We start from the raw sequence: 20,580 nt of genomic DNA on the forward strand, positions 1-20,580 counted from the left end.
AACCCTCCGGGTTTTTCGCCGCAATGCGGACCTAGCTATGCTCGTTGCACGTGCAGGCTACTGCTGCTGTGAAAGTGTGATGTCCCTAAAGCAGCCATAAGTGGTGGTTTGGTTCGATAGGTGCGAATATCTAGTTCAGGGCCGGATGCGGCTAGGCAGCTTCTCACAAAAGTGAGGACATGTGCGCTACTGCTATCGATCACGGAAGGGTGATCCGATTGCCATCGACGTGTCGGAACGCCTTCGAACGGCAGGTCAGGAGTATGACCTGCATGCGCTGCGATGCCTCCTGCAGAATGTCAGTCATCGTCTCCAGGCGGGCGTCGTCGGAATAGACGAGCGGGTCGTCGAGTATCAGCGAGATCGGTGCACCGTCCTCCAGCAAGAGGTCGGCGAAAGCCAGCCGCGTCAGAATCGCGAGTTGCTCCTGCGTCCCCCGGCTAAGATCGACGCAGTTCTCGTCGATGCCGGCGCGTGTGACTCCTGCCAAGCTAAGCCCATCGTCGAAGGAGAGGTCGCAACCGGGCAGTAGGCGCCCGACATAGCGCGCCGCTCGCCGTGTGACGGGCGCGAGGAACGTCCGCGACGCCTCGTTCGCCGCGTCGGTCAGCGCCTTGCGGAGTGTCTCGAGCGTGTCAGCCTCCAGGCGCAGCCGATCGCATGCTGCGGTCGCTGCAACTTCCTCCTCCCTCGCCTCGGCGAGACGGCCCGCCGGGCCGGACTGGCCCTCGCGTGCGATTGTCGCTTCGAGGGTTGCGATCATGCGCGTTAACTCGAGCCTCTCCTCGCCAGCTCGGGAGGCCGCCCGGTCGATGTTCTCCATGCGACGTCGGATCGCCGCGAGGTCGAAGGCGCTCGCACCCTCACGCGCTTGCTCCAGCGCCTCAAGCTTGGCCGCCCGGTCGCGCTGAGCCTCGTGGAGCGCCGCCTGCAGGGTGGCTCGATCGCCGTTCCCCAGCACAGTGCGCAGGTTCTCGGCCGCAGTGTCCAGCTCGCGCGTGGCGGACATGAGGTTGGCGGCAGCCGTAGCGAGCAGGTTTTCCGCCTTGGACAGCACCGCCCTACTATCCTCGTGCGTGGCGGCGGCCGACACTTCTTTCAGCCGAGCTTCAGACACCTCTGCCTCGATGACGGGGAGATCGTCGGCTGGGGCTACAGCCTCGGCCAGGTTGCCCCCGAGCCCTGCAACGAAGGCTCGGAGTGCGTCTGCACCGGGAGCAAGATTAATGGCAAGGTCGCCGGGACACGCGACCGCGATCTGCGAGCGCAGCGCCTTCAGTTCGCGCTCGGCGCTCGCTGCGCGCTCGTTGCGGGCCACACCCGCGGCGTGCGAGAGGATGTCAAGAGAGCGAAGGCCGGTTGCAAGCCTCGCGCGTGCCGCTGACAGGTCCACCTCCATCGAGCGGCCGGTTGCCTGCGGCGGGTGCACGGTGATGCTGCCGGCGTCGCCGATCTCGAAGCGGGTGGGGGTGAGGACATCGATGCTTTCTACCTCGCTTACCACGCCGTTGATCCGGAGCTGCGTGCCGTAAGCGGTCTTGAGGTCGACCCTGACGATACCGGCCTCAAACCGGGCGAGCGCTGCCATCTCCTCGCGCTCGAGTTGCGCGATTTCGTCCAACGCCTTCCGGTCGAGGGCGAGCGCGACATCGCCGGCCAACATGCGCTCACGCTCCTCCAACTCACCCAGTGCCCTCCGGGCGTCGACGGCGCGGCGCGCGCCAGCGGCCGCCGCGAAGTCTCGCGCACGGTCCCGCGCGGCGGTCAGCGCCGCCTCGGCATCCTCGCGAACCTTGCGTGCAGCCTCAAGCGAAGAGCGCCTTGCCCTTTCATCGACGCTTGCTTCGTTGACGGCCGCCTGTGCGTCCGCCTTCTTCGACTGGCTCGCAACGATTTCCTCGTCCGCCTTCTCGACGCGGGCCTCCGCTTCGTCCAGCCGCTCGATGCGGGCAGCGGCAGCCTTCGCCAGTTCGTCCGAACGGCCGTGCTGCGCCTCGGCCGCCGACGAACGCAGCGAAGCAGTTTCCGCGAGCTTGACGTCCGCTTCCAACTCTCGTCGCTCCTCGACCGTCTCTGGATCAAGAAGATCCCGCTCTACAATCCTGAGACGCGCCTTGGCGTTGTCGAGGTCGCTCAATAACTGCTCATAGTCACGGAATGCCCCTTCAGCCTCGTGACATGCCGTGTTGGCGGCTGCGACGCGTGCTTCCGAGGCGGCGAGCTCGCCGCGCGACTTGCCGGTGGTAAGCGTTCGCAGAGCGGCGTAGGCGGCGTCGACACTGGCTCGTATTGCATCGAACCGTCGGCCGCCAGTGACTGCGCCGACCTCCGCTTCGAGCACACCGCGAACCGAATCTCGGACAATCCTGTTTGGGCTCTCGACCTCGAGCGCCTTGGTTTGCTCCACCCACAGCATACCGAGGGGACCCCGTGTCTCGGGATCGGTGCCGCGATTGTTGCCGCGCTCGAAGCCGAGCAGCTCCTGAAGCGCTTCCTCAGCCGCCTCGCTTTCCCTGCGACCGGACGGTCCGACTAGTCGCACGCTAGGCGCCTTGATGAACTGCTTGTCGAGCGTCCATTGCTGACCCTTGAGGTCGAAGCCCACCGAGACGCGAGGCGCCACGTCGTCGCCGATCGGCACATAGGAGCGAACCAGTTCGGTCTTCGCCGAGTAGCGGATGAAGAAGGCCGCGCGCAGCGCCTCCAGCAGCGTCGATTTGCCCGTCTCGTTCGGCTCCACAACAATGTTGAGACCGTCTGTGAAGCCGTCGACGCGCAGAGGGTCGCGGAACTTGCGGAAGTTGGAGACCTCTAGTGAGCGGATGATCATCGCTGAGCCTCAGTTCCCTGACGCATGGCCTCCACGTAGAGCCGTTGGAGCGCTAACGCAGCGATGGCCGCATCTAGTCCTCCTCCCATGGCGCGCGCCCGGAGTGCCGCCGCCGCACCAGCAAGCGCACCCTGGACGTCGATGCGTGCGACATCCTCTTCAGTCGGCTGTGTGGCCAGTCCGCTCGCATCCAAGTCGAGGTGCCTTACCTCGTGCGCCAATCGGTCCTCCAGCGCCGCAGTCGCGGCGACGCGGTCTGCCACGCTTGCCACCCCAGAGAGCTTCAGTTGCAGGAGGACATCGGACAGGCGCGCCTCAGACCTCAGGCCTGCCGCTTCCCGTTCGATGTTTTCCGCGGTCTGGATCTCCCACCGTCGGCTCAGCCAGCGGTATCGCCCGGTCTCTGTCGGCGTGAGTGAAGGCGCGTCCCCGCTGCGCACATCGACTGCGATGCACGAGCCTACCTCCTCCCGGCCAAACCGGTCTATCTCCGGTGTGCCGCTGTAGGCAGTGCGATCGCCGACGACGAGGTGCCCATGCCAGTCTCCGAGAGCGAGATAGTCCAGCCCGGCCGAACGGGCCCGGTCAGGGGGAATAAGGTTGGAGCTTTCCCCGGTCGCCCCGAATTCCGTGATCGAGCCGTGCGCGATCCCGATCCGCAACGCACCTGCCGGCGTCGCCATCTCGACCATGGCGGCGGTTGGGTCCGAGACCGTCTTTCGATGCTCGAGCGGTGCCGGCAGGAGCCAAGCGCCTTCCTCGATCTCGCGAGGCTCCGGTGAGTCGACGATGCGGACCTGCGGGGCTGCGAGCCGCCTCACCCGGCTCCATAGCCCGCCGGGACGTGCATGGTCGTGATTTCCCGGCATGAGCCACCACGTGACGTTCGCTCCCTCCATTCGGGACAGGGCCTGCGTCACGACCCTGTCGCCGGGATCGACGTTGTCGAACACGTCTCCAGCCACGAGGATGTGTCTCGCACCCTGCCTTGCCGCCGCCGAGGCCAACCTGTCGACCGCATCGAGACGTGCCTCGGACAGCGCATTGGCGACCTCGACGGGAAACCGTCCGAACGGCTTGCCGAGCTGCCAGTCGGCGGTGTGGATGATCTTGAGCCTCGACACGAATAACTCCGCGTTTGTCAGTCTGGTGGGTTTCGGACGGGATTTACAAAACCTGTCCCTCTCATACCTATTTTCTGCATGGTCGGAGCATCTCGTTAGAGCAGCGTTGCGCCCGCCGGGTTCTCGAGTGCGGATCGCACGGCGGAGATCTCCCTCCTCCTTTTCACGAGTCCGATCTTGAAGTCGTCGAGCACCTTGAAGTCTGCCTCCATTTCTTTCGGGGACGGCTGCGGTATGTCCCTGCCCGCAGACATGTCGTGGCCCGACCGTTCCGACGTCCGCTTCATCGCGAAGAAGATGGTTCGGTAGTCTTCGTCGGTGACGGTCACTTCCCTGAGACTAGTTGTCTTCACGTCAGGCACGAGCCTTACCACGGTCTTCGCTAGGAGGATTTCCTCTACGGTCCGCTCCCAAGTTTCGCGTAAGTCCGAATAGAAGTCCTTAGCATGCCGACGGTATTCGTCCGTATCGAAATCCGTCACAGCCTTGAGTTCCTTGGCGCGCTTCCGCAACATCTCGATCCTTGCGTTCAGATCGGCGCCCCACGGCGCGCTGTTCTCGCGGACAACACCGAAGCCCTCGGACTGCGTCTTGGCGACAACCGACTTGATCAGCGGCGCGGCGTCCCCGGCCCGAGCGGCCTCCGAGACCACCTCGTTGAAGAACACCAGGTTGTGCGTGAAGATGATGACCTGCCGCCCCTTCTTCGCCTCGGCGACCAGACGCTGGGCGACCTTGCGAATGCGTAAGTGATCGAGCGAGGACACCGGGTCGTCGACGATGATGCCGTAGCGCGCATCGTCGCCTCCGATTTCGGCCAAGAAGCACGCGAGCGCCAGCGCCCGCTGCTCGCCCTCCGAGAGGACCTGATTGTTCTTCACCGCACCGGCGCCCTGCAGACCCACCGAGAACAGACTCTTGCCGCCCGAACTCGAATCGCTGACCTTGAACGGGAGGTGGGTCAGGTCGAGCAAGCCGATCTCCTCGGCTATCCGGCGCTCCAGTTCCTCGGTCACGAGCTGCTTGCGCAGGGCGGTGATCTGCTTCGAGATCGGTCGCGTCGCCACCTGTGTCCGGCAGGAGGTCAGCGACCTTTGCTCCGTTACATCCCGCAGACGCTGAAGGACCGTCTCTAGGTCGTTCGCGAGCTTCGCCCGGTCCTTGAGTTCGGCGAGCCGCGCTCGCATGGCGTCTAGAGTTTCGGTATGGGATGCGCTTTGCCGCAGTGATGCGGCCTCCTCCTCAAGGCGGGCGAGTTCGGCGGTGACCGTCGCGGAGAGCGCGGTGACATTCGGAGCGGGGGCTGGGTTCGCGCTCTCGTCCAGCAGCGCGGCACGCCGCGACTCGAAATCACCGAAGATCCTAATGATCTCGGCCACGATGTTTGCACGCGTGGCGTCGAGCTGTCCGTAGCCTGCTAGGCTATCCTCAACGACCGCGACCTCAGGCACTTTCACCTGCGCGACCTGCTCCAGGAGCGCCTTCAGCGCGTTGCGTGCTCCATCGGCTCGCTTTGTGGCCTCACCACTCACGAAGTCGTTGAAGCGCGCAAGTCGAGCGGCACCCGGCGAGGTGAGCGGCTCGAGGCACAGAAGGCAGAGGTCGCCGGTCGCCTCCGGGAGACGCTCAGGCGGCGCCTCCGCTCCAGCAGCCGCGAACGCACGCGCCGCCTCGAATAGAATGCGCCATGCCGGACTGCCGACGTTTGCGACGGGTTCGTCTGCGAAGCTGGCGGATGCTACGATCCGTTCGGCCTCCGCGGCCTGGTCCAGCTCCCGCCGTGCCAATGCGATCGTCTCGCCAACCGTCTCTGAAAGCCCCTCCCGAAGCTTTCCCAGCACTACGCCCACGCGATTCAGCAGCGCGGCGGCGCGGCCGCGCATCGCCGCCAAGGCGACAGGATCGGCGGCGAGATCCACCTCGAGTTGGGCGAGTTCCGCGAGTTCAATTTCAGAAAGTTCGGACAGCTTGCGGAGATCGTCCTCGCTAGGCAGCGAAGGGGCCTTTGGGTCAAGCTTGGCGAGCGTCACGGAGACAGAGCCACCTTGGGTGTAGCCAGCGGGAAGTGGGACGCGAAGCCGCGGTGCGAGGACCTTCTCGTCCGCCAAGAACTTCTCAGTCATTTGGTCGCACAGTTCGCCATGGTGCTCGAGGATCGCGAGCTCGCGGGGCAGATAGGCGATCCTATTCTCGCTATCCACGTAGAGCCGGGCGTTGTGACTGTCGAAAACCGAGAGCTGGCGGAGTTGCGAGGGTGCCGGTGTCGCGGGATCCCACTCGATATCGGTCACCGGGTCGTCGCCGACCTGATAACGCACCTGCACCCGCATTGGTCCGGCGCTCGCTTCGAAGACGTTACCTCGCAGCTGGTCCGCGGTCAGGCTGCGGCACAGCCGCTTGGCGATGCGTGTGTAGCCGCTCTTCCCGCTCCCGTTCTCACCATAGACCAGCGTGATGCCCACTGGGGCCATGCGCAGCTTCTGACCACCGGCAAGCCGGTCGATGTTCTGCACGGGACCGAGCTGCGCCAGCACGGTCCGCCGCGTCTCCCCTGAGCCGCCTCCGAGATGCGAGGCATCGATGGAAGTAATGGGGTGAACGGACGAGCCAGCTCTAGCCGTCGCACGCACGTTGTCGAGGATACAGTCGGCATCAGCCTGCTCGACGGTATGGTCCGCCGCGACGGCGATCCGCCGCAAGCTGTCCTTCACCCAATCGGGCTGTTCGGCAGCCCAACCCATTAGATCCTTGGCCATTTTCTCTCCCCAGTGATGAGAGAATGCTTGCTTACCCTAGCGGACGCAAGCGGCGCTCCATCCGATCTGACGGGCCACTACCTCGTTTGGGCCGGCGAGAGTCAAGATGTCGAGCAGCGCCGTCCGCTGCACCTCTCGCGCGACCAGCTGCTGTCCTTCGAGACCCACCAGCAGGCGATGGACAAATACCATGAGAACCGCACAGCCGAGGAGGCTTCCAAAGCCTACAAAAAGGCTGCCGAGCATCTCTTCGGGGAGTTTGCTAGAGCCTCCTGAGAGCCGCGCCTTTAACATTTGTGCCCTCGCCGGTCCGAAAATGTTAAAAACGAACCCCATAATGTTAACCGGCGAGCCGATTTTGTTACATTTTGGGTCACCCGACGTAACATCCGCGTCCCAAAATGTAACAAAACCGAGCTAGGATGTTATGTCCAAACCCAGCAAACGCTGGGGCTTCTGGGGCTACTTACCAAAAGTGCGACGTTTTGGACCCCCAAAAACCGTTTTCCTAACGAAAGACGGATCGTGGGACGCGCACGACTAAACGAAAAGCGCCGAACCTAGATCGAAACGAGAAGCCTCGAGGACACCGAGGTGGATACCGAGGACGATGGGACCGAAGCACCGAGGACGAGTCCGGGCACAGAGTTGAGCCGGAAGAACGAGATCACGTCATCCCAGTCCGTCTCACGTCTTCTTAGTAAGTATCTTTCAGTAATAGCTATATGGTATAGAGGAGAGACGGACTGGGATGAGCACTGTCTCGGCTGTCAAGCGAAGCGCTCAGTTGCTTGTGGAGCGCGTTCCCGGTCTCCCGCTACCCTCGCGCCAGAGAACACCACGGACGCGCTCAGCGCGCGCCTTGGCGAGTCTCAGGTGATGTTGCGTGGTCAATCGCGGTCGATGATGTCAGGTCATGGAAGACTGATGGTCAAGGCCAAGCGATTTTGGCTTCCGGGGCGGGTATCGCGACCGTGGAGGAGGGGTAGCGCGGCAGACGTTTGGCATCGGTCGAGTTTCTATCGGCACCTTCCGGTATGAGCTGGAGCGTATCAACACCCTGTCGATGGTGCACCTGCGTGCGAATGATGGCAGATGCTCTGTCGGGCTGAGAGGTTGATCTGAACTGCCGATTCTTCCTACGGATCGACTCGGGCGGCAGTTGGGGCAGAAGTGGTTCAGATCTCGCTCTGGGCGGACGGAATAAGACGTCCACGTGCCCGATGCGCTGGGAGACTCGCAGGAGGCCGTGGAGCGCCCTTGCGGGCACTTCTGGTGGGTGGACATCAGGCGATGCGTCATGCGGCTGTGGGGCCCAACCCAGAGGCTCTGCGAAGGTGCGCGACGGGTGCCGGACACATACTTGAAGTTTAGGCTTAACGCGCGGGCGACGCCCACGAATACCCGAGGAGAGAACCTCAGTGCTGAGCCGGCTTCGCCTTACATACCGAGAGTGTGAGACACTTTTCTCAGCCTGTAGTATGTGTATTCTTTAAGTATGTATATAAAGACGGAGAAAAATGTCTCACTACCGACTGTTCTTCATGGAGCTAGCGGAGATTTCCCTCTTACCTTCAATATTATACGCGACTGTGAGACGCTTTTCTCGTTGCGCCTTCCCTCGGCAGCTCTTATCTTCGGCTCACTGCTGATATGCTCACAGGCGCAAGACCCAAACACATGCCCGCAAACGCCACAACCGTTCCCGACCTGACACCCCTTCCTGGTCAGTCTGACGCCGACATCGAAGCGTGGATCAAGTGGAAGTATCCTGCAGGTCCTGACAGCAAAACAGCGCGCACATATGCCGGTGAACTCTATCGGACAAGACCATCGCGGGATGACGATCCCAAGGGTGAAAGCGAATGGTATGGCCTGCTGACCGACGGTCAACGGAAGATACTCGCTGAGTCGAAGCAGCAAAAAGACGCTGACCCGGTCGTGAAGGCAGCTCGTAAAGCCGCTCGCAAGGCAGATCCAGAATACCAACGCCAGTTGGTTCAGAAGCGCGTCGAATACGCTACCAAGATCCAGGATGAAGAGGGTCGCCACGTGCGGGCCTACCGAAAGGGCGTAATGGCCGACACGAAGAAGTCCGAGAGGAAGGCCCGGAACGAGCAGAGGCGTGCGCGCATCCGAGAGGCGTTGTCGCTTCGCCGTAACCCGTTCGACGTCTACAAGTTCGACGGCTGTGATGTTTCGGCAGAGACAGACCTCCGAAACACCATCAATCACATCGTTTGCCGTCAGTTGCTCAAGAACGGGGAGTTCGACCCTCAGTGCGATCCGGTTATTGATGCTGAGATCGTGCCATTGGCGGATGACATTGATCTGTCGGACGAAGAGATGAACAAAATGATAGCAGGCGCAGTCGAGACGTTGAGGACCGCAGGTGCCATACGCAGGTCCGGAGGAAAGGTGTTCCTTCATCGCGATATCGAGAAGGCGCACGACGATCTCGAGATGAGCAGCAACCCTTTCTTCGCGATGTTCTAGGCGTAAGAGGCTCGGACAGGGTTAGAACGATTGGTCTTCGACTGAGAGCTACTCGGTGCAACCATCGAATGGCTCGGTAGAAAATCTACCGTTCTGCCACATCGAGACGGATCATCAAGCTTCCGCCATCTCCGGCCAAAGGGGAACGGCAGCACTGCGGGACCGATCGGCTGCGGATGACACAGTCCTTGCCACAAGCCGCTGGCCCCAGCGCGCCACCGCCGCTGGCATCAGTCCATAAGATAGGCGAGGGTCTGCTTGTATTGCTCCTTGGTGCGTGCCATCGCCTCGGCCGCAGACAAGCGCTTGCGCGGCGCGTCTGGGGGCACCAACTTGCCGTTGAGGTTTGCCGAGAGAACAGGCGCGCCGTTTTCGGCGAACGAACCAACAGTCTGGAAGCCGCCGCACATCTTCCCCTGTAGGTAGATCATCATTTCGGTCTTTCCACGGAATGGACGCCCTTCGGTTGGAGCCCTCGATACCGATCAAGCCCCTCATCTGTCTACCGGAACATGTCTGCTTGCTCAGTGATCTCTCGGCCCGTGGCTCGCACTGAACGACGGCCTCGGTATCTCGGTTCACGCACCGGCACATAGGGAACTTCGTCGCACGTCCCACCCGACGATCACGGTTCTGCGCAGTAATACTCAGGTGTAAGCCCGATCCCGACCGGTGAGCAACAGCTATTGGTAGTCGGTGCTCGCAGCCTTGCGCTTCCACTGGTTCGTTTCTTGGCGCATCGGTGCCCGTCAGATCGCACCTCTCGCGTGGCAGATTGTCGAAGGGAAACATCGAACAGATGGTCTTTGTGGCAGAATTTCACGGTGACCTTTATGATCTTCTCCATAGCTATCGGGTTGCGACCGTCACCGAACGAGAAAAGGGCACTTACTACGAGCGCCTCAGAGCCGCATACCTTCACCGAAGAGAGTCCGGTATCGCGCGCGATTCCGGGCGTGCTCGACACGCTGGAAAGCGCGCATCTGGGAAAAGAAAGCCGAGACCTAGACGAGTTCTATCAGAGCGTCCGAAACAACGCGGAGGGCATCATCGGGTCGTGCCCGAGTCATGATCACGCCCGCAGCCCGAGCTAGATTCTCCTTGTCCGGTGATCGCGTCGGCACTGCCTGCTCGCCGATATTTATCAAGGAGCCCAGAGGCCCCGCCGGCATGTGCCGCGCGGGGCTTTCCCATGTATCAGGCTCTATCAACACCCATGCTATCGGCGGCAATCTTTGACTCTAGGTCGGGATATTGGATGTCCGGAACGAGGTTCTTCAAGAAGCGCGACCTGGAGACCCTCGCGTTAGCACCCAACTGTCCGGCAGCATGCCAACGAAGCACGTTCTGCACCGGAACAACATAAACGTCCATTTCTGGAAACTGCATAATGTCGGTCAGTATGAACCCCTTCACCCCACCGAGCTTCGCCTGAAATCCGTCTTCATTGAATTTCCGGCCTGAGCCGACCTGGTTGGACGGGTTGAAATACACACCACCCCCAGTGATAGACCGAACCTCCCACATCCCGCCAGTGGGATCGAGAAGGTCATATCCTGCTCCCTCGGAAGGGGCGAGTTGCCAACCTGTATGATCCCATTTCAGGCGGCGTTCGATGATAAACGAAACCCGGCGACCGTCCATAAAATATTCACGGACGTCTTGGACTTGGACTCGCATGGCCGCGGCCAGTTCTTGCTCGTCCCAGGATATTCGGAACTTGTTCTTCATTTTTATTCTCACTTTCTGGCAATTGGGAACTCATCCATATCACGGAGATTGGAGATCGATATGTGATGGCATTTATAACCACCGCGACCGCCCCAAACATTCCCGAAATCACGTAGAGGCGCCGCGTCGACATCGGCCGACGTAGCCCATCCAGAAATTCTACAGACCCATCCTGCTTCAATGGCTTTAGGGCCGCGGACGGGAGCGTCTATGATTATCTGAACGTAGCATTCCGGCTGACGGGCAGCTGCATAATCCTGGCGGACAAGGAGATTGAGCCGGTCGCTAAACGGAAAGGTGCTCGTCTTAATTTCGATACGGCCATCGAAATCTGGGAAGCCTTTCGTATTGAGGATGTCGTGCTTCTGCCAATCACCGAGAAACCACTCGGCGAAGGCAAGTTCTCCGATGATCCCTGTCATAGTGTCTATGCTCGAGGCTTTTGTGCGCGCGACGGCGACTTTGTCAGCCACAGCGCCCGCGAACTCAAGCATTTGCGGAGTGATAGCTATATCTATGTAGGCCAATGCTCCCCCCTTCGATTCGAGAATGAGAGCATTAGGTCGGCAGATTAGTGCCGGCGCAAGACCACGATCCGGTTCGTATTGGTTCCCTTCGACCCGTTGTTTACACCCCAGCAGTTAGCTGTCTTGGTAAACTCCTGGTCGTTGACCAACACCCCGAGTCTCTCGAAGGGAAGGCCTTCGGTAGCGCGCCACACCAGCTTCTCGAGAAGGACTTTTCCATTACGGACCTCCCCGACTTCGAAAGCCACGTGGCCACCAGAACGGACGATGCGAGCCTGCTCGGCGAGGACGTTATGAACCATTTCCGTCCAGGATTCCTCGGTGCGATGCATCGCGATCTTGACGGTTTCCGGGTCAATACCGGCGAACCAACACCTCAGCCAGTTGTCCAGCGCATACTGGACGATGTCGAGAAACGGCGGAGATGTAACGACCAGATCGACCGACCGCTCCGCGATGCCAGGGGTGTCCCAAGCCGATCCGACATGCAGGGAGTGCCGGACCTGAGACGGTGCCTGGCCATCCTTCAGTAGCGTGCGCGTCTTCTTCGATACGACGGCAGCGATATCACGCGGCGGGGGAGTGACGCCCAGCTTTTCGTTGATCTTCAGTTGCGCCTTGACGCTAACCGCCTGGTTTGGGGGCATCGAGCGGCCCGAGAAGAAGCCGGGCGAGTGCCCGGACAACCGGTTGATCGACACCATCCGGATCCAGTCGGCCACCGGGTCAGGAGTATGGTCACCGATCGGTGCGTGGACATCGATCCAGTCACGGAGCGCCTCAAGTCCGGCGAGGGTCTCAGGGTGATAGAACGCCTTCAGATCGTCGCGTCGGATCTTGCCGGAGTTGTAGTCAACGGACCGGAGCGCTTTATCGACGGCACCTTGGTCAACGGGCGCCAGGCGCGGCCGGGTTAGCAGGACAGAGAGCGGATTGATGTCGTTTCCGAAAGCTTGACGCCCCATGAGAGCCGCCTGCACGGGCGTGGTCCCGCGACCCATAAACGGATCATGCACCACATCACCAGGCCGGGTTAGCCGCTCGATGAAGAATTGGGGGAGTTGAGCTTTGAAACAGGCACGATAGCTGATCTCATGGATGCTGTGCGCCTGCCGCTGCCCTGCAGTCCAGAACTCATTCACAAAGTAGGGAATTTCGTCAATGATATCGCGCGCCGTCTTCGTGCCGAATTGGTCGAACTCGGCCACATTTTCGATGAAATCCTCAACCGCTCGCTCGGAAAGCGGGGCGTCCAGGGTGGCGGCCGGCGGCTCATCGAAGAAAGAGAGCTGGTTCATGGTCACTCCTGATGCGCGTCAATAAGCAAACTATATGTTGAGGCACCTGCGGGCGCAAACCCTACTGGGACGGTCGGCCAGAGTTTTCCCGGATTTTCGTTCCCTTATCGTTCCCACTTTCAGCTGCCAGGGTCGCAACCGAGTCGGGAGAACGTCCCCTTTGAGATTTTTTTTGCACGGCCGCCGACGACCGGTTTGCACATATTCCTTTACTTTCCTCTGCGAACGCTCGATTCACTTCGCATAGCACGGCCAGGAACGGCAGGATCCCCGGTTGTTCCTCCCCGATCAGCTGTGGTATCCTCCGCAGCAACGTCACCGCGAGTTGCGCCGTCGGCGATCCTATCGATTGCGCTATCGGATTCTCGCTCACGGTGGGTGAGCCGTGACAGCACCACCCCGACGGCTCCGGAGTCCGTGATCGTGACCGCGCCCAACAGCAGGACAAGTCCAAGGTCTCACAAGCGGACAGCCGGCTAGAAGGCCGCCTAGATGATCCAGTATGGTGTCGGCGTCAGTGCGCGCAGCAGTTACACGATCTATACGGTCGACGAGGACTACTTCGCTGAAAGCTAGGCCTGCCCAGGCGTCACTTCATTGCGATCGCAAATAAGCGGCCCAGTCTGTCATCATCTTCGTGCGCTTCGCCAGCATGTCGCTCCGGCGGTAGGCGCGTTCCACCGCGCTCCCCACTTTGTGCGCCAAAGCGAATTCAGCCAAGTCACCTGGGTAGTCTGTTTTCTCTGCGACCCAGTCCCGAAAGGTCGAACGCAAGCCGTGGGGCACGGATGGACGCTTCGAGACCGGATCAATCCATCCGAGTTGTCCGTTCGCGACCTCACTCCCATGCATTCGCTTCATAACTGCGGCTATCGTCATGTCGGACATGGGCTTCAGTTGGCGCGAAGGAAAGATGAGGTCCGTTCCGGCCATCTTCGGCAGGTCTTTCAGCAACGCAAGCGCGGGCTGTGACAAAGGGACTCGGTGCTCCCGCCTCATCTTCATGCGGGCAGCTGGGACGATCCACATTTGCTCTTCGAAGTGGATTTCTGACCACTCTGCCTTTCTAATCTCGCCAGACCTTGCTGCGGTCATGATCAAAAACTGTAGGGCACGTGCCGCGGTGCCTTCGCGCTGTGTAAGCGCCGAATACCAAGCAGGGGCATCACTAACCCGAAGCGCCGGCTGGTGGTCCTTGATGGCTGCCGTCTTGAAGGAAGGCATCAGCTCTTTGAGGTTGCCCTTCCAGCGCGCTGGGTTCTCGCCGGTGCGCAGTTCGTTGACAGAGGCCCAGGAGAGCACAGCCTCTAAGCGCGATCGAACGCGGGTCGCAGTCTCGTGTTTCGACTGCCAGATCGGATCGAGAACAGCCTTTATGTCGGCCACATCGACGTCCACGAGTCGCTTTTTCCCGATAAGAGGGACCGCGTAAGTTTCGAGCGTCGAGCGCCACTGCGCTTGGTGCTTGACGTTGCTCAGGGCGTCGAGTTTCCCGCTCGTCAGATATTGCTCGATAGTCTCGGCCATCGTGAGCCCCATCTTCTGGTCAAGGACGAGCTGCCGACGGGCCTCCTTTCGCTTCTCAACTGGATCAACGCCACTTCTGATCTGCTCTCGCGTTCCCCTTGCCGCCTCTCTCGCGGCGGCAAGGGACACGTCGGGAAAGCCACCGAGCCCGATGTCGCGGCGCTTACCATTCACCGTCGACCGCAAGATCCAGGATCGACCGTCGCCATCATTGATGCGAAGGTGAAGTCCGGGCACACCGCCAACCGCGTGAAACCCCGGCTCGACGAGGCGTTTCACCTCGATTGCTGACATCTCCTTGACCCGCCTTGGCATACTCTACCAACATCCTTACCAACGAAAACGTTGCCATTGGATACGGTCCCGTGCAACTGGATGCAAGATGGAACGCAGCAAACGTCCACGAAAACAACAAGATACCTGTGGACTGGCTTCTGGGTGCGGTCGGCTGCAACAGTTGGAAGGCGGACTTCGTCTCCGCCACCTCACTTAAGTTATATTTTTCAGTGTGTTAAGGGTAAGTAACCACACACGTTAGCCACACACGTTGACCACACGCGAAATGAGCTTTTGTCAGTTCCTCAAGACGGTTCCCCGTCTGCACCCTTAGCAGGGGTGTGCCTTCGACCACTCAGCCCGGATCTTGACCTACAGTTGACCCAATCAGACGTACGCGAATCAACGTGTCTGAAAGCAAGTGGAAGTATCAGTGAGTTTCACCGAGCAAAATGCCAAGGAATATATTGATAAGAACATAAACCATATAAATAGGCTAAGACATACAATAATAAACTTGGCGAGCGCTCAACACATTCTTCTCTACATGAAAAGGCTTCAAGAAGTCAGCAAGGAAGCTAGGCTATCTGCAGATATTAACCGAACTATGGACATTGAGGCATTTGTTTCGGTAATCGTCATGTCATACGGACGCTTTTTCACCGAGAGCAAAGGTGCATCTGTTTTTAAGAAGAAACTAATTCCTGCGCATCTTATTAAAGCGCATAATGAAATTATATCTCTTAGAAATGAACGATACGCCCATCACGGCGCTCATGACACAGTAGCTGCTGAGATTGAACTTTTTGTCATGGAGAACGAGGTTCAATTCAAAATACATTGGTGGGCAAGTACTTACGACGGGGCTGCACCTCATTGGCAGGAACTCTTTGAGTGGATGCACAACTACCTTAAGGAGTCATTTCACAAACAAGTAGATTTTTTGAGTAGGACAACAGGAAAGCACTGGCCACGCTTTGATCCACACCTAACTTTAGAACAGGTGTATACTCGTAGCTGCAATCTGACGACAGGATGATACCTATATTTATTTTGTAAAGTTACACTGGCAGTAGCAGAGGCTCTGAATAGACATGGTAAATTTTTATTTTTTATTTTGGAAATGGGTACGGGTACCCGGCCCGAGCGAAACCCTTGACGAGTCTTTTGGGGGGACCCTAGGCTTGCGCAGATTGTGACAGGTCGGGGGAGTGATCGTGGCTGTATGTGCTGCTTGCCAGAATGAGGACTTTACGGTCAATCCGGTTTCCCAACTCTGCCGATCCTGTGAGGATGAGCTAGGAGCAACTGACTACGCTACAGAGGCTGAGGTTTCGGAAGCGGTAAGTTCTATTCTTCTGACCACTGAGGCCACTAGCAACCTAAGGGTGACAAAGCGCCTTGGGATCGTATCCGCCGAGTGTGTTGTAGGGCTTCACATCTTCAAGGACTTGGCTACTGGTTTGAGAGATGTGTTCGGTGGACGTAGCAAGGTGATGCAGTCTTCGCTCAGGGAGATCAAGCAGACTGCCCTTCAAGAACTGCAAGAAGAAGCGTTCAAGCTTGGTGCTGATGCAGTAGTTGCCGTGAACCTACAATACTCTGACATTAATGGGAAAATGCTGCTTTTGGTTGCCTCAGGTACTGCCGTCAAGTTGCAGCACTAAATGCACGGTAGACACTAGCCCGACTTATACTGACAGCCTCAGCGATAGCGTTAGGCTTCATCCCTTCACTCTTGGCTTTGCTGAGTCCAACGCGCTAGTGCTGCTTCTGCTTGTTCAGGATGATCCTTGATCCGAATGACTGCCTGACGTGAGAGGCCATGCGTTCTTGCAATCTCGGATACACTCACAGAGGCACTGAGAGCGTCACACACGGCAAGGAGGGTTTTGCGGCTGTAGGAGGGCTTGCGGCCTAGGTACTTCCCTTCAGTGACCTTCGCATGAGCGATCCCGGCTTTCTGTGCTTCCTTCGTAGCTTCTGCTTGAGCTTGAGACATAGCTGCCATGAACGCAATGAGGCTATCACGAATGGCCTTCTGCACGGCATTGGTAGTGGCTCCGTCGAAAGTGAAGTTGTTGATGACAGTACGGATCACAACGCCCTGCGCCATAAGGGCACGGATAGTGTGGGTCACATCGTCATAGTTTCTGCCAAGACGGTCTACCCAACGCACAACCAGAACATCACCAGGGCGCAACATATCGAAAAGCCGCTTGGCTCCAGGGCGGTCGGCAAAATCGACGGACACTCCGCTAATGCCTTCGTCTGCTACAACTCGATCAATCTTGAAGCCTGCCTGTTCAGCTTGTGTCTTCTGGTGAGCGGTCGTCTGTTCGGCGGTAGAAACGCGAGCGTAAAGGATTGTCTGTGACATGGGGCTGATTCCTGTCCGATAGGGCTATGTCCATATGAATACATGTCCGTAGAGTTAAATCAACCCTTACGGACGGGTATCAGCCGTGTTGCGTGACTGTACGTTACGGTACACCTTTACGGACAAAGGGCGAATCGCGACCGCGGCAACGATTCGCTCATGTCAAGGAATAAATGCAACTTGTAACAAATAGTGCTTGACGAACTCACGCTTTCGGTGTATAATTCTTGAATATTGATTCGCTGCGATGGGTTAAGCTCTCGTGCGTCTGTCAATAAAATATTTCATATCGGATGGAACTTTTTCGTGTTTCATGCGTTATGTTAGATGCGCTTACGGCAGGCTGTGACCCCTCGGCGCAAATTATGAAATTCCAATCATCTTCCATCTGTAGCTATTTTCTGTAGCTAAATCTGTCAGGCTGTTCCTTGTAGCTGCTTTTGGAAGTATGTGCGCGTTTTCCAGAGTGCGCGCGTTGTCTTATAGTCTGCAACTGAGACAACAGAAAATCTGCATGGGGGCGGTTGGCTGATCTGTCGAGAGACACGTTTGTCTAACTGCCCCTACATATAAATCAAAAAAAATCAAACCACCTTACCTCACGGGCAATAGCAAGCCTGCGGGGAATTTTTCATGTATTGAGGATAGTTTTTCGTGACTAAAATAATTGAAGTTATTGACGCCCTACCAGGGACAGGAAAATCAACCGCCGTCTTTAAATGGATGAAGGCCCGCGATGATGCTAAGTACATCTACGTCTCACCATTGCTTACAGAAGTAACCGTACGAGTTCAACGGGAGGTGCCAGAGCTACGGTTCAAGTCTCCTGAGGGCTACAGTAAATCAGTTGATCTGTTGAAGTTGCTGGAGGATGGAGAAAACATTTCCTGCACTCATGCGTTGTTCCTCCGGATGGGCGAAGCGCATTGGAAAGTAATAAAAGATCAAAACTACGAAGTTGTACTGGACGAAGAAATTGCTGTGATCGAAAAGTTCAATCAAGGAAGGAAGGGCGATCTTCCACTCCTCATTTCGTTAGGTCAATGCAGCATTGAAGGACCTTACAGCAAAGTAACTATGAACGGAAACGCCGATTCCTTTAAGGCAAGCTCTCTGGATGAAGTCGTAGAAGCAGCGCGTCAAGGAATCCTCTACACTTCAAAGAGTGAAGGTCAAAGAGACTTTCTGGTTACTCAAGTTCCTATAAGCCTTCTCTTAGCCGCAAAGCGAGTAACCGTCCTAACATATATGTTTGAAGGCTCAATCCTACATAGGTTCCTTGAGCTACACAATGTTGGCTGGCGGACGCTCAACCTTCCCCTGCACAAGACCAATGAGGAGGTTATCGGTATTTTAAAGGAAAGGATAAATTTTAAAAGCACTCGGGCTATTGAGGCTCTGTCCAAGTTCAGCTTATCAGCAAGCTGGTACGAGAAAGCAGAGCGGACAAGGCTGGATAAGGTGGGTGATGCTTTACGGTCAGTATCGCGCAGTGTTCCAGATGAAAAGCTTCTGACCACACTACCCAAAACTAACGCGGAGAAGGGGGCCAAGTATGTAGGCAATAAGAAAATGAGGGCGGTGAAAAACTCATGGCTTTGGGCAGGCACTAGAGCAACGAACGATCATGCCAACAAGAATGTAGTCGTTCATCTGTACAACCGATACCCTAACGCCAACGTCAAGGCGTACTTCCAATCTCACGGATTTCCGGTTGATGATGACCACTTTGCACTATCAGAGCTAATTCAGTTTGTTTTTCGTTCCGCGCTTAGGAATGGTGAGAGCATTGATTTGTATATTGCATCACCCAGAATGAAAAAGCTCCTCGTGGACTGGCTGAGCGCCAAAGAACTTGAGTTTCCAGGAGTGCTTGAAGCGGCGTAAGCTATGGTGTGGAGGAAAAGTTCCGCCAAATGCTAAAATTGTTCCTATTAAATCAATAGGTTACAAAGATGCGCCTTATAATACAGATACCAATTCAACAACGTCAAAACCCACGTATGCAAGGCAATGAGTAATACCCTACCTTCACCCAAGAAAGGGTGTAACAACCCCTCCTTGCGTTCAGGCAAGCCTTCACTTTCAGTTAATCTACAAAATAAAGAGAAGGGTGCTACAGTAGGGAGTTCATTTCCATTAATTAATAATAAATCATAAATGAGAATCCTAAACTGTAGTGTTACATACTCAAAGAGCTTCGCTCTTATCGCTGCTACTCACTTCGTGAGCATCAGTCTAAAGTTATCTGGCACTACATATAAAGATAAATAATCTATTTGTAGAATCTAGAATAACTTTAGTCATATCCAACGACTATCGTTATTCATTCTACATTATCAGTAATTAATTAACTTTGCAGCTCATAAAGAACGATAGTTCGTGAGTCAAGGATGTACTCTCTGAAGGAGAGGCAGGAGATAGCGCAAGCTATACTCTGATCCGCTGCGCTCGTTATGCCTAAATGGAAAGTTTTAAAATAATCTTACGGTTAGAAATTCAGAACAGAGATGGTGACGATAGCCATTCCTGAGCTAATCCCATCAAGGTCCAGAACCTGACCATTTACGGATAGCGCATTGTAACCAAACAATTTAATTGAACAAGTAAGTCACTTGAAAGCACCCAGAACGTATTTCAATGAAATCAGTCAGTTATACATATCAGGTGATCCCTAGCTTGCTAAAGCAAGCCTGTAGTTCATGGCTTCACCTGAACGCCCTACAGTGGGGAATGAATATCAACGGAAACTATCATGGAGAAAAATCAACAGACTTTAATAGTCACACTTAAGCCCCATCCCCTCACTAGGGACACTAAGGGGAAGCCAAAATGGGATGCAGTCATTGACTCTAAGATCATTGTTGCAGGCTCAACCAATCCCACAAGAGAAGCAGCTACCAAACTACTCTTAGAAATGGGTGTGGCACCCGATCAAGTAATCGCATTTCAGCACGAAAACATCGACTACTATCTTTTTACGCCTACAGAGCTTCTGAAATTCGCCAAGCAATCTACGGAAAGTGCGATCAAGCGGATAGAAGCAAACTCCACTTCCCTTAAGAGACACGCACAAGGGCCACAGAGGCGCATTAAGGGCTTTAGGCTACCCAACTACTACAACAATGGCAAACGGGTTGTAGCAGCCCTCTATGACGCTCTAGAGCGAATTAACCAATATAGGGTTGTAGCTCAATGAGTCAGCTAGGCAAGTTTACCACTGACTACAAGAGTAAAGAGCATGTGCACCCCTGGAGTAAACCATATTCCCCACAATGTATCCGTAAGGGGTGTAGGGGCGGTCCGCTATTTCATCAAGGCATCCACTACAGTTGCTGTGAACAGTGCCTGAAAGCTGAAAATCTAGGACCATTCAAAAAGAGAATCCATAAGGAAGATGGTTATTCAACACTTCTATGGAGCGCCGACTTTGAACTAAATCAAAACAACAAACAGAAAAGAGAAGGAAATTAAATGAACGATATTGAAATCAAGAATCCAATTAACCCAAAAGATCACCTACAGGACCTACATAAAGACAAGCCAATCACACTAAGCACAAACTGGCTCACTGGTCTTGCCCCCATTTCACCGGACACTCAGGCGGTTGTGGTTTGAGCTGCGATGAACTCGCG

18 protein-coding genes are annotated in these 20,580 nt (G+C 56.6%); 8 read left to right on the top strand and 10 right to left on the bottom strand.

The genetic code is table 11. The features are described 5' to 3' along the window. Positions 1-199 precede the first annotated feature (199 nt). The 3 genes from RM190_RS21095 to RM190_RS21105 all read right to left on the bottom strand — a co-directional run bounded on the left by RM190_RS21095 (position 200) and on the right by RM190_RS21105 (position 6,710). Positions 200-2,830: an AAA family ATPase gene (locus RM190_RS21095; RefSeq protein WP_311761456.1), complete on the bottom strand. Its 2,631-nt coding sequence runs from the start codon at positions 2,828-2,830 to the stop codon at positions 200-202. Beyond that, the gene (locus RM190_RS21100; RefSeq protein WP_311761457.1) at positions 2,827-3,954 is read right to left on the bottom strand and encodes a metallophosphoesterase family protein; all 1,128 of its coding nucleotides are present in this window, start codon (positions 3,952-3,954) and stop codon (positions 2,827-2,829) included. The genes RM190_RS21095 and RM190_RS21100 overlap by 4 nt, the downstream gene beginning before the upstream one ends. A gap of 95 nt (positions 3,955-4,049) precedes the next feature. Next, complete coding sequence (locus RM190_RS21105; protein WP_311761458.1) at positions 4,050-6,710, bottom strand: AAA family ATPase; 2,661 nt, start codon at positions 6,708-6,710, stop codon at positions 4,050-4,052. A gap of 15 nt (positions 6,711-6,725) precedes the next feature. On the opposite strand from RM190_RS21105, the gene RM190_RS21110 reads away from it, so the two are divergent. Both RM190_RS21110 and RM190_RS21115 read left to right on the top strand, forming a co-directional pair. Beyond that, entirely contained in the window at positions 6,726-6,986 is a 261-nt protein-coding gene (locus RM190_RS21110) for a hypothetical protein (protein WP_311761459.1), read from the top strand. Positions 6,987-8,390: 1,404 nt separating this feature from the next. Then, the gene (locus RM190_RS21115; RefSeq protein WP_311761460.1) at positions 8,391-9,206 is read left to right on the top strand and encodes a hypothetical protein; all 816 of its coding nucleotides are present in this window, start codon (positions 8,391-8,393) and stop codon (positions 9,204-9,206) included. A gap of 230 nt (positions 9,207-9,436) precedes the next feature. Here the strand turns inward: RM190_RS21115 and RM190_RS21120 are convergent, their stop codons facing one another. Then, positions 9,437-9,640 (bottom strand): hypothetical protein, encoded by a 204-nt coding sequence (locus tag RM190_RS21120; RefSeq protein ID WP_311761461.1) that lies wholly within the window; start codon positions 9,638-9,640, stop codon positions 9,437-9,439. 399 nt (positions 9,641-10,039) lie between these two features. On the opposite strand from RM190_RS21120, the gene RM190_RS23450 reads away from it, so the two are divergent. Then, complete coding sequence (locus RM190_RS23450) at positions 10,040-10,300, top strand: hypothetical protein (protein WP_390908803.1); 261 nt, start codon at positions 10,040-10,042, stop codon at positions 10,298-10,300. 103 nt (positions 10,301-10,403) lie between these two features. Here the strand turns inward: RM190_RS23450 and RM190_RS21125 are convergent, their stop codons facing one another. The 4 genes from RM190_RS21125 to RM190_RS21140 all read right to left on the bottom strand — a co-directional run bounded on the left by RM190_RS21125 (position 10,404) and on the right by RM190_RS21140 (position 14,583). Further along, a complete protein-coding gene (locus RM190_RS21125) occupies positions 10,404-10,937 on the bottom strand; it encodes a hypothetical protein (protein ID WP_311761462.1) in 534 nt (177 codons plus the stop codon). Between the two features lie 8 nt (positions 10,938-10,945). After that, on the bottom strand, positions 10,946-11,431 hold the full coding sequence (locus RM190_RS21130) for a hypothetical protein (protein WP_311761463.1): 486 nt from the start codon (positions 11,429-11,431) through the stop codon (positions 10,946-10,948). A gap of 77 nt (positions 11,432-11,508) precedes the next feature. After that, a complete protein-coding gene (locus tag RM190_RS21135; RefSeq protein ID WP_311761464.1) occupies positions 11,509-12,762 on the bottom strand; it encodes a DNA methyltransferase in 1,254 nt (417 codons plus the stop codon). Positions 12,763-13,356: 594 nt separating this feature from the next. Continuing rightward, positions 13,357-14,583: a tyrosine-type recombinase/integrase gene (locus RM190_RS21140; protein WP_311761465.1), complete on the bottom strand. Its 1,227-nt coding sequence runs from the start codon at positions 14,581-14,583 to the stop codon at positions 13,357-13,359. A 415-nt stretch (positions 14,584-14,998) separates the two neighbouring features. Between RM190_RS21140 and RM190_RS21145 the strand changes: the two genes are divergently transcribed. Further along, positions 14,999-15,604: a hypothetical protein gene (locus RM190_RS21145; RefSeq protein WP_311761466.1), complete on the top strand. Its 606-nt coding sequence runs from the start codon at positions 14,999-15,001 to the stop codon at positions 15,602-15,604. 172 nt (positions 15,605-15,776) lie between these two features. Continuing rightward, on the top strand, positions 15,777-16,232 hold the full coding sequence (locus RM190_RS21150; RefSeq protein ID WP_311761467.1) for a YbjQ family protein: 456 nt from the start codon (positions 15,777-15,779) through the stop codon (positions 16,230-16,232). Here the strand turns inward: RM190_RS21150 and RM190_RS23455 are convergent. Next, positions 16,216-16,293: a hypothetical protein gene (locus RM190_RS23455; protein ID WP_390908805.1), complete on the bottom strand. Its 78-nt coding sequence runs from the start codon at positions 16,291-16,293 to the stop codon at positions 16,216-16,218. The genes RM190_RS21150 and RM190_RS23455 overlap by 17 nt on opposite strands. A 4-nt stretch (positions 16,294-16,297) precedes the next feature. Further along, positions 16,298-16,945, bottom strand: coding sequence for a recombinase family protein (locus tag RM190_RS21155; RefSeq protein WP_311761468.1), 648 nt, complete (start codon positions 16,943-16,945; stop codon positions 16,298-16,300). Positions 16,946-17,599: 654 nt separating this feature from the next. Between RM190_RS21155 and RM190_RS21160 the strand changes: the two genes are divergently transcribed. The 3 genes from RM190_RS21160 to RM190_RS21170 all read left to right on the top strand — a co-directional run bounded on the left by RM190_RS21160 (position 17,600) and on the right by RM190_RS21170 (position 20,563). Further along, on the top strand, positions 17,600-18,832 hold the full coding sequence (locus tag RM190_RS21160; protein WP_311761469.1) for a hypothetical protein: 1,233 nt from the start codon (positions 17,600-17,602) through the stop codon (positions 18,830-18,832). An 868-nt stretch (positions 18,833-19,700) separates the two neighbouring features. Next, entirely contained in the window at positions 19,701-20,144 is a 444-nt protein-coding gene (locus RM190_RS21165; protein WP_311761470.1) for a hypothetical protein, read from the top strand. Positions 20,145-20,419: 275 nt separating this feature from the next. Further along, on the top strand, positions 20,420-20,563 hold the full coding sequence (locus RM190_RS21170; RefSeq protein WP_311761471.1) for a hypothetical protein: 144 nt from the start codon (positions 20,420-20,422) through the stop codon (positions 20,561-20,563). Positions 20,564-20,580 lie beyond the last annotated feature (17 nt).

It is taken from the genome of Paracoccus broussonetiae (assembly GCF_031854425.1).
Classification (GTDB): Bacteria; Pseudomonadota; Alphaproteobacteria; order Rhodobacterales; family Rhodobacteraceae; genus Paracoccus; species Paracoccus broussonetiae.

What these genes read in the sequence shown, in the direction of transcription:
- RM190_RS21110 (WP_311761459.1), top strand. Translation starts at nt 6,726, where the DNA reads ATGAGAGAATGCTTGCTTACCCTAGCGGACGCAAGCGGCGCTCCATCC.
- RM190_RS21125 (WP_311761462.1), bottom strand. Translation starts at nt 10,937, where the DNA reads ATGAAGAACAAGTTCCGAATATCCTGGGACGAGCAAGAACTGGCCGCG.
- RM190_RS21140 (WP_311761465.1), bottom strand. Translation starts at nt 14,583, where the DNA reads ATGTCAGCAATCGAGGTGAAACGCCTCGTCGAGCCGGGGTTTCACGCG.
- RM190_RS21130 (WP_311761463.1), bottom strand. Translation starts at nt 11,431, where the DNA reads ATGCTTGAGTTCGCGGGCGCTGTGGCTGACAAAGTCGCCGTCGCGCGC.
- RM190_RS21170 (WP_311761471.1), top strand. Translation starts at nt 20,420, where the DNA reads ATGAACGATATTGAAATCAAGAATCCAATTAACCCAAAAGATCACCTA.
- RM190_RS21105 (WP_311761458.1), bottom strand. Translation starts at nt 6,710, where the DNA reads ATGGCCAAGGATCTAATGGGTTGGGCTGCCGAACAGCCCGATTGGGTG.
- RM190_RS23455 (WP_390908805.1), bottom strand. Translation starts at nt 16,293, where the DNA reads ATGAAGCCTAACGCTATCGCTGAGGCTGTCAGTATAAGTCGGGCTAGT.
- RM190_RS21115 (WP_311761460.1), top strand. Translation starts at nt 8,391, where the DNA reads ATGCCCGCAAACGCCACAACCGTTCCCGACCTGACACCCCTTCCTGGT.
- RM190_RS21155 (WP_311761468.1), bottom strand. Translation starts at nt 16,945, where the DNA reads ATGTCACAGACAATCCTTTACGCTCGCGTTTCTACCGCCGAACAGACG.
- RM190_RS23450 (WP_390908803.1), top strand. Translation starts at nt 10,040, where the DNA reads ATGATCTTCTCCATAGCTATCGGGTTGCGACCGTCACCGAACGAGAAA.
- RM190_RS21135 (WP_311761464.1), bottom strand. Translation starts at nt 12,762, where the DNA reads ATGAACCAGCTCTCTTTCTTCGATGAGCCGCCGGCCGCCACCCTGGAC.
- RM190_RS21095 (WP_311761456.1), bottom strand. Translation starts at nt 2,830, where the DNA reads ATGATCATCCGCTCACTAGAGGTCTCCAACTTCCGCAAGTTCCGCGAC.
- RM190_RS21120 (WP_311761461.1), bottom strand. Translation starts at nt 9,640, where the DNA reads ATGATGATCTACCTACAGGGGAAGATGTGCGGCGGCTTCCAGACTGTT.
- RM190_RS21165 (WP_311761470.1), top strand. Translation starts at nt 19,701, where the DNA reads ATGGAGAAAAATCAACAGACTTTAATAGTCACACTTAAGCCCCATCCC.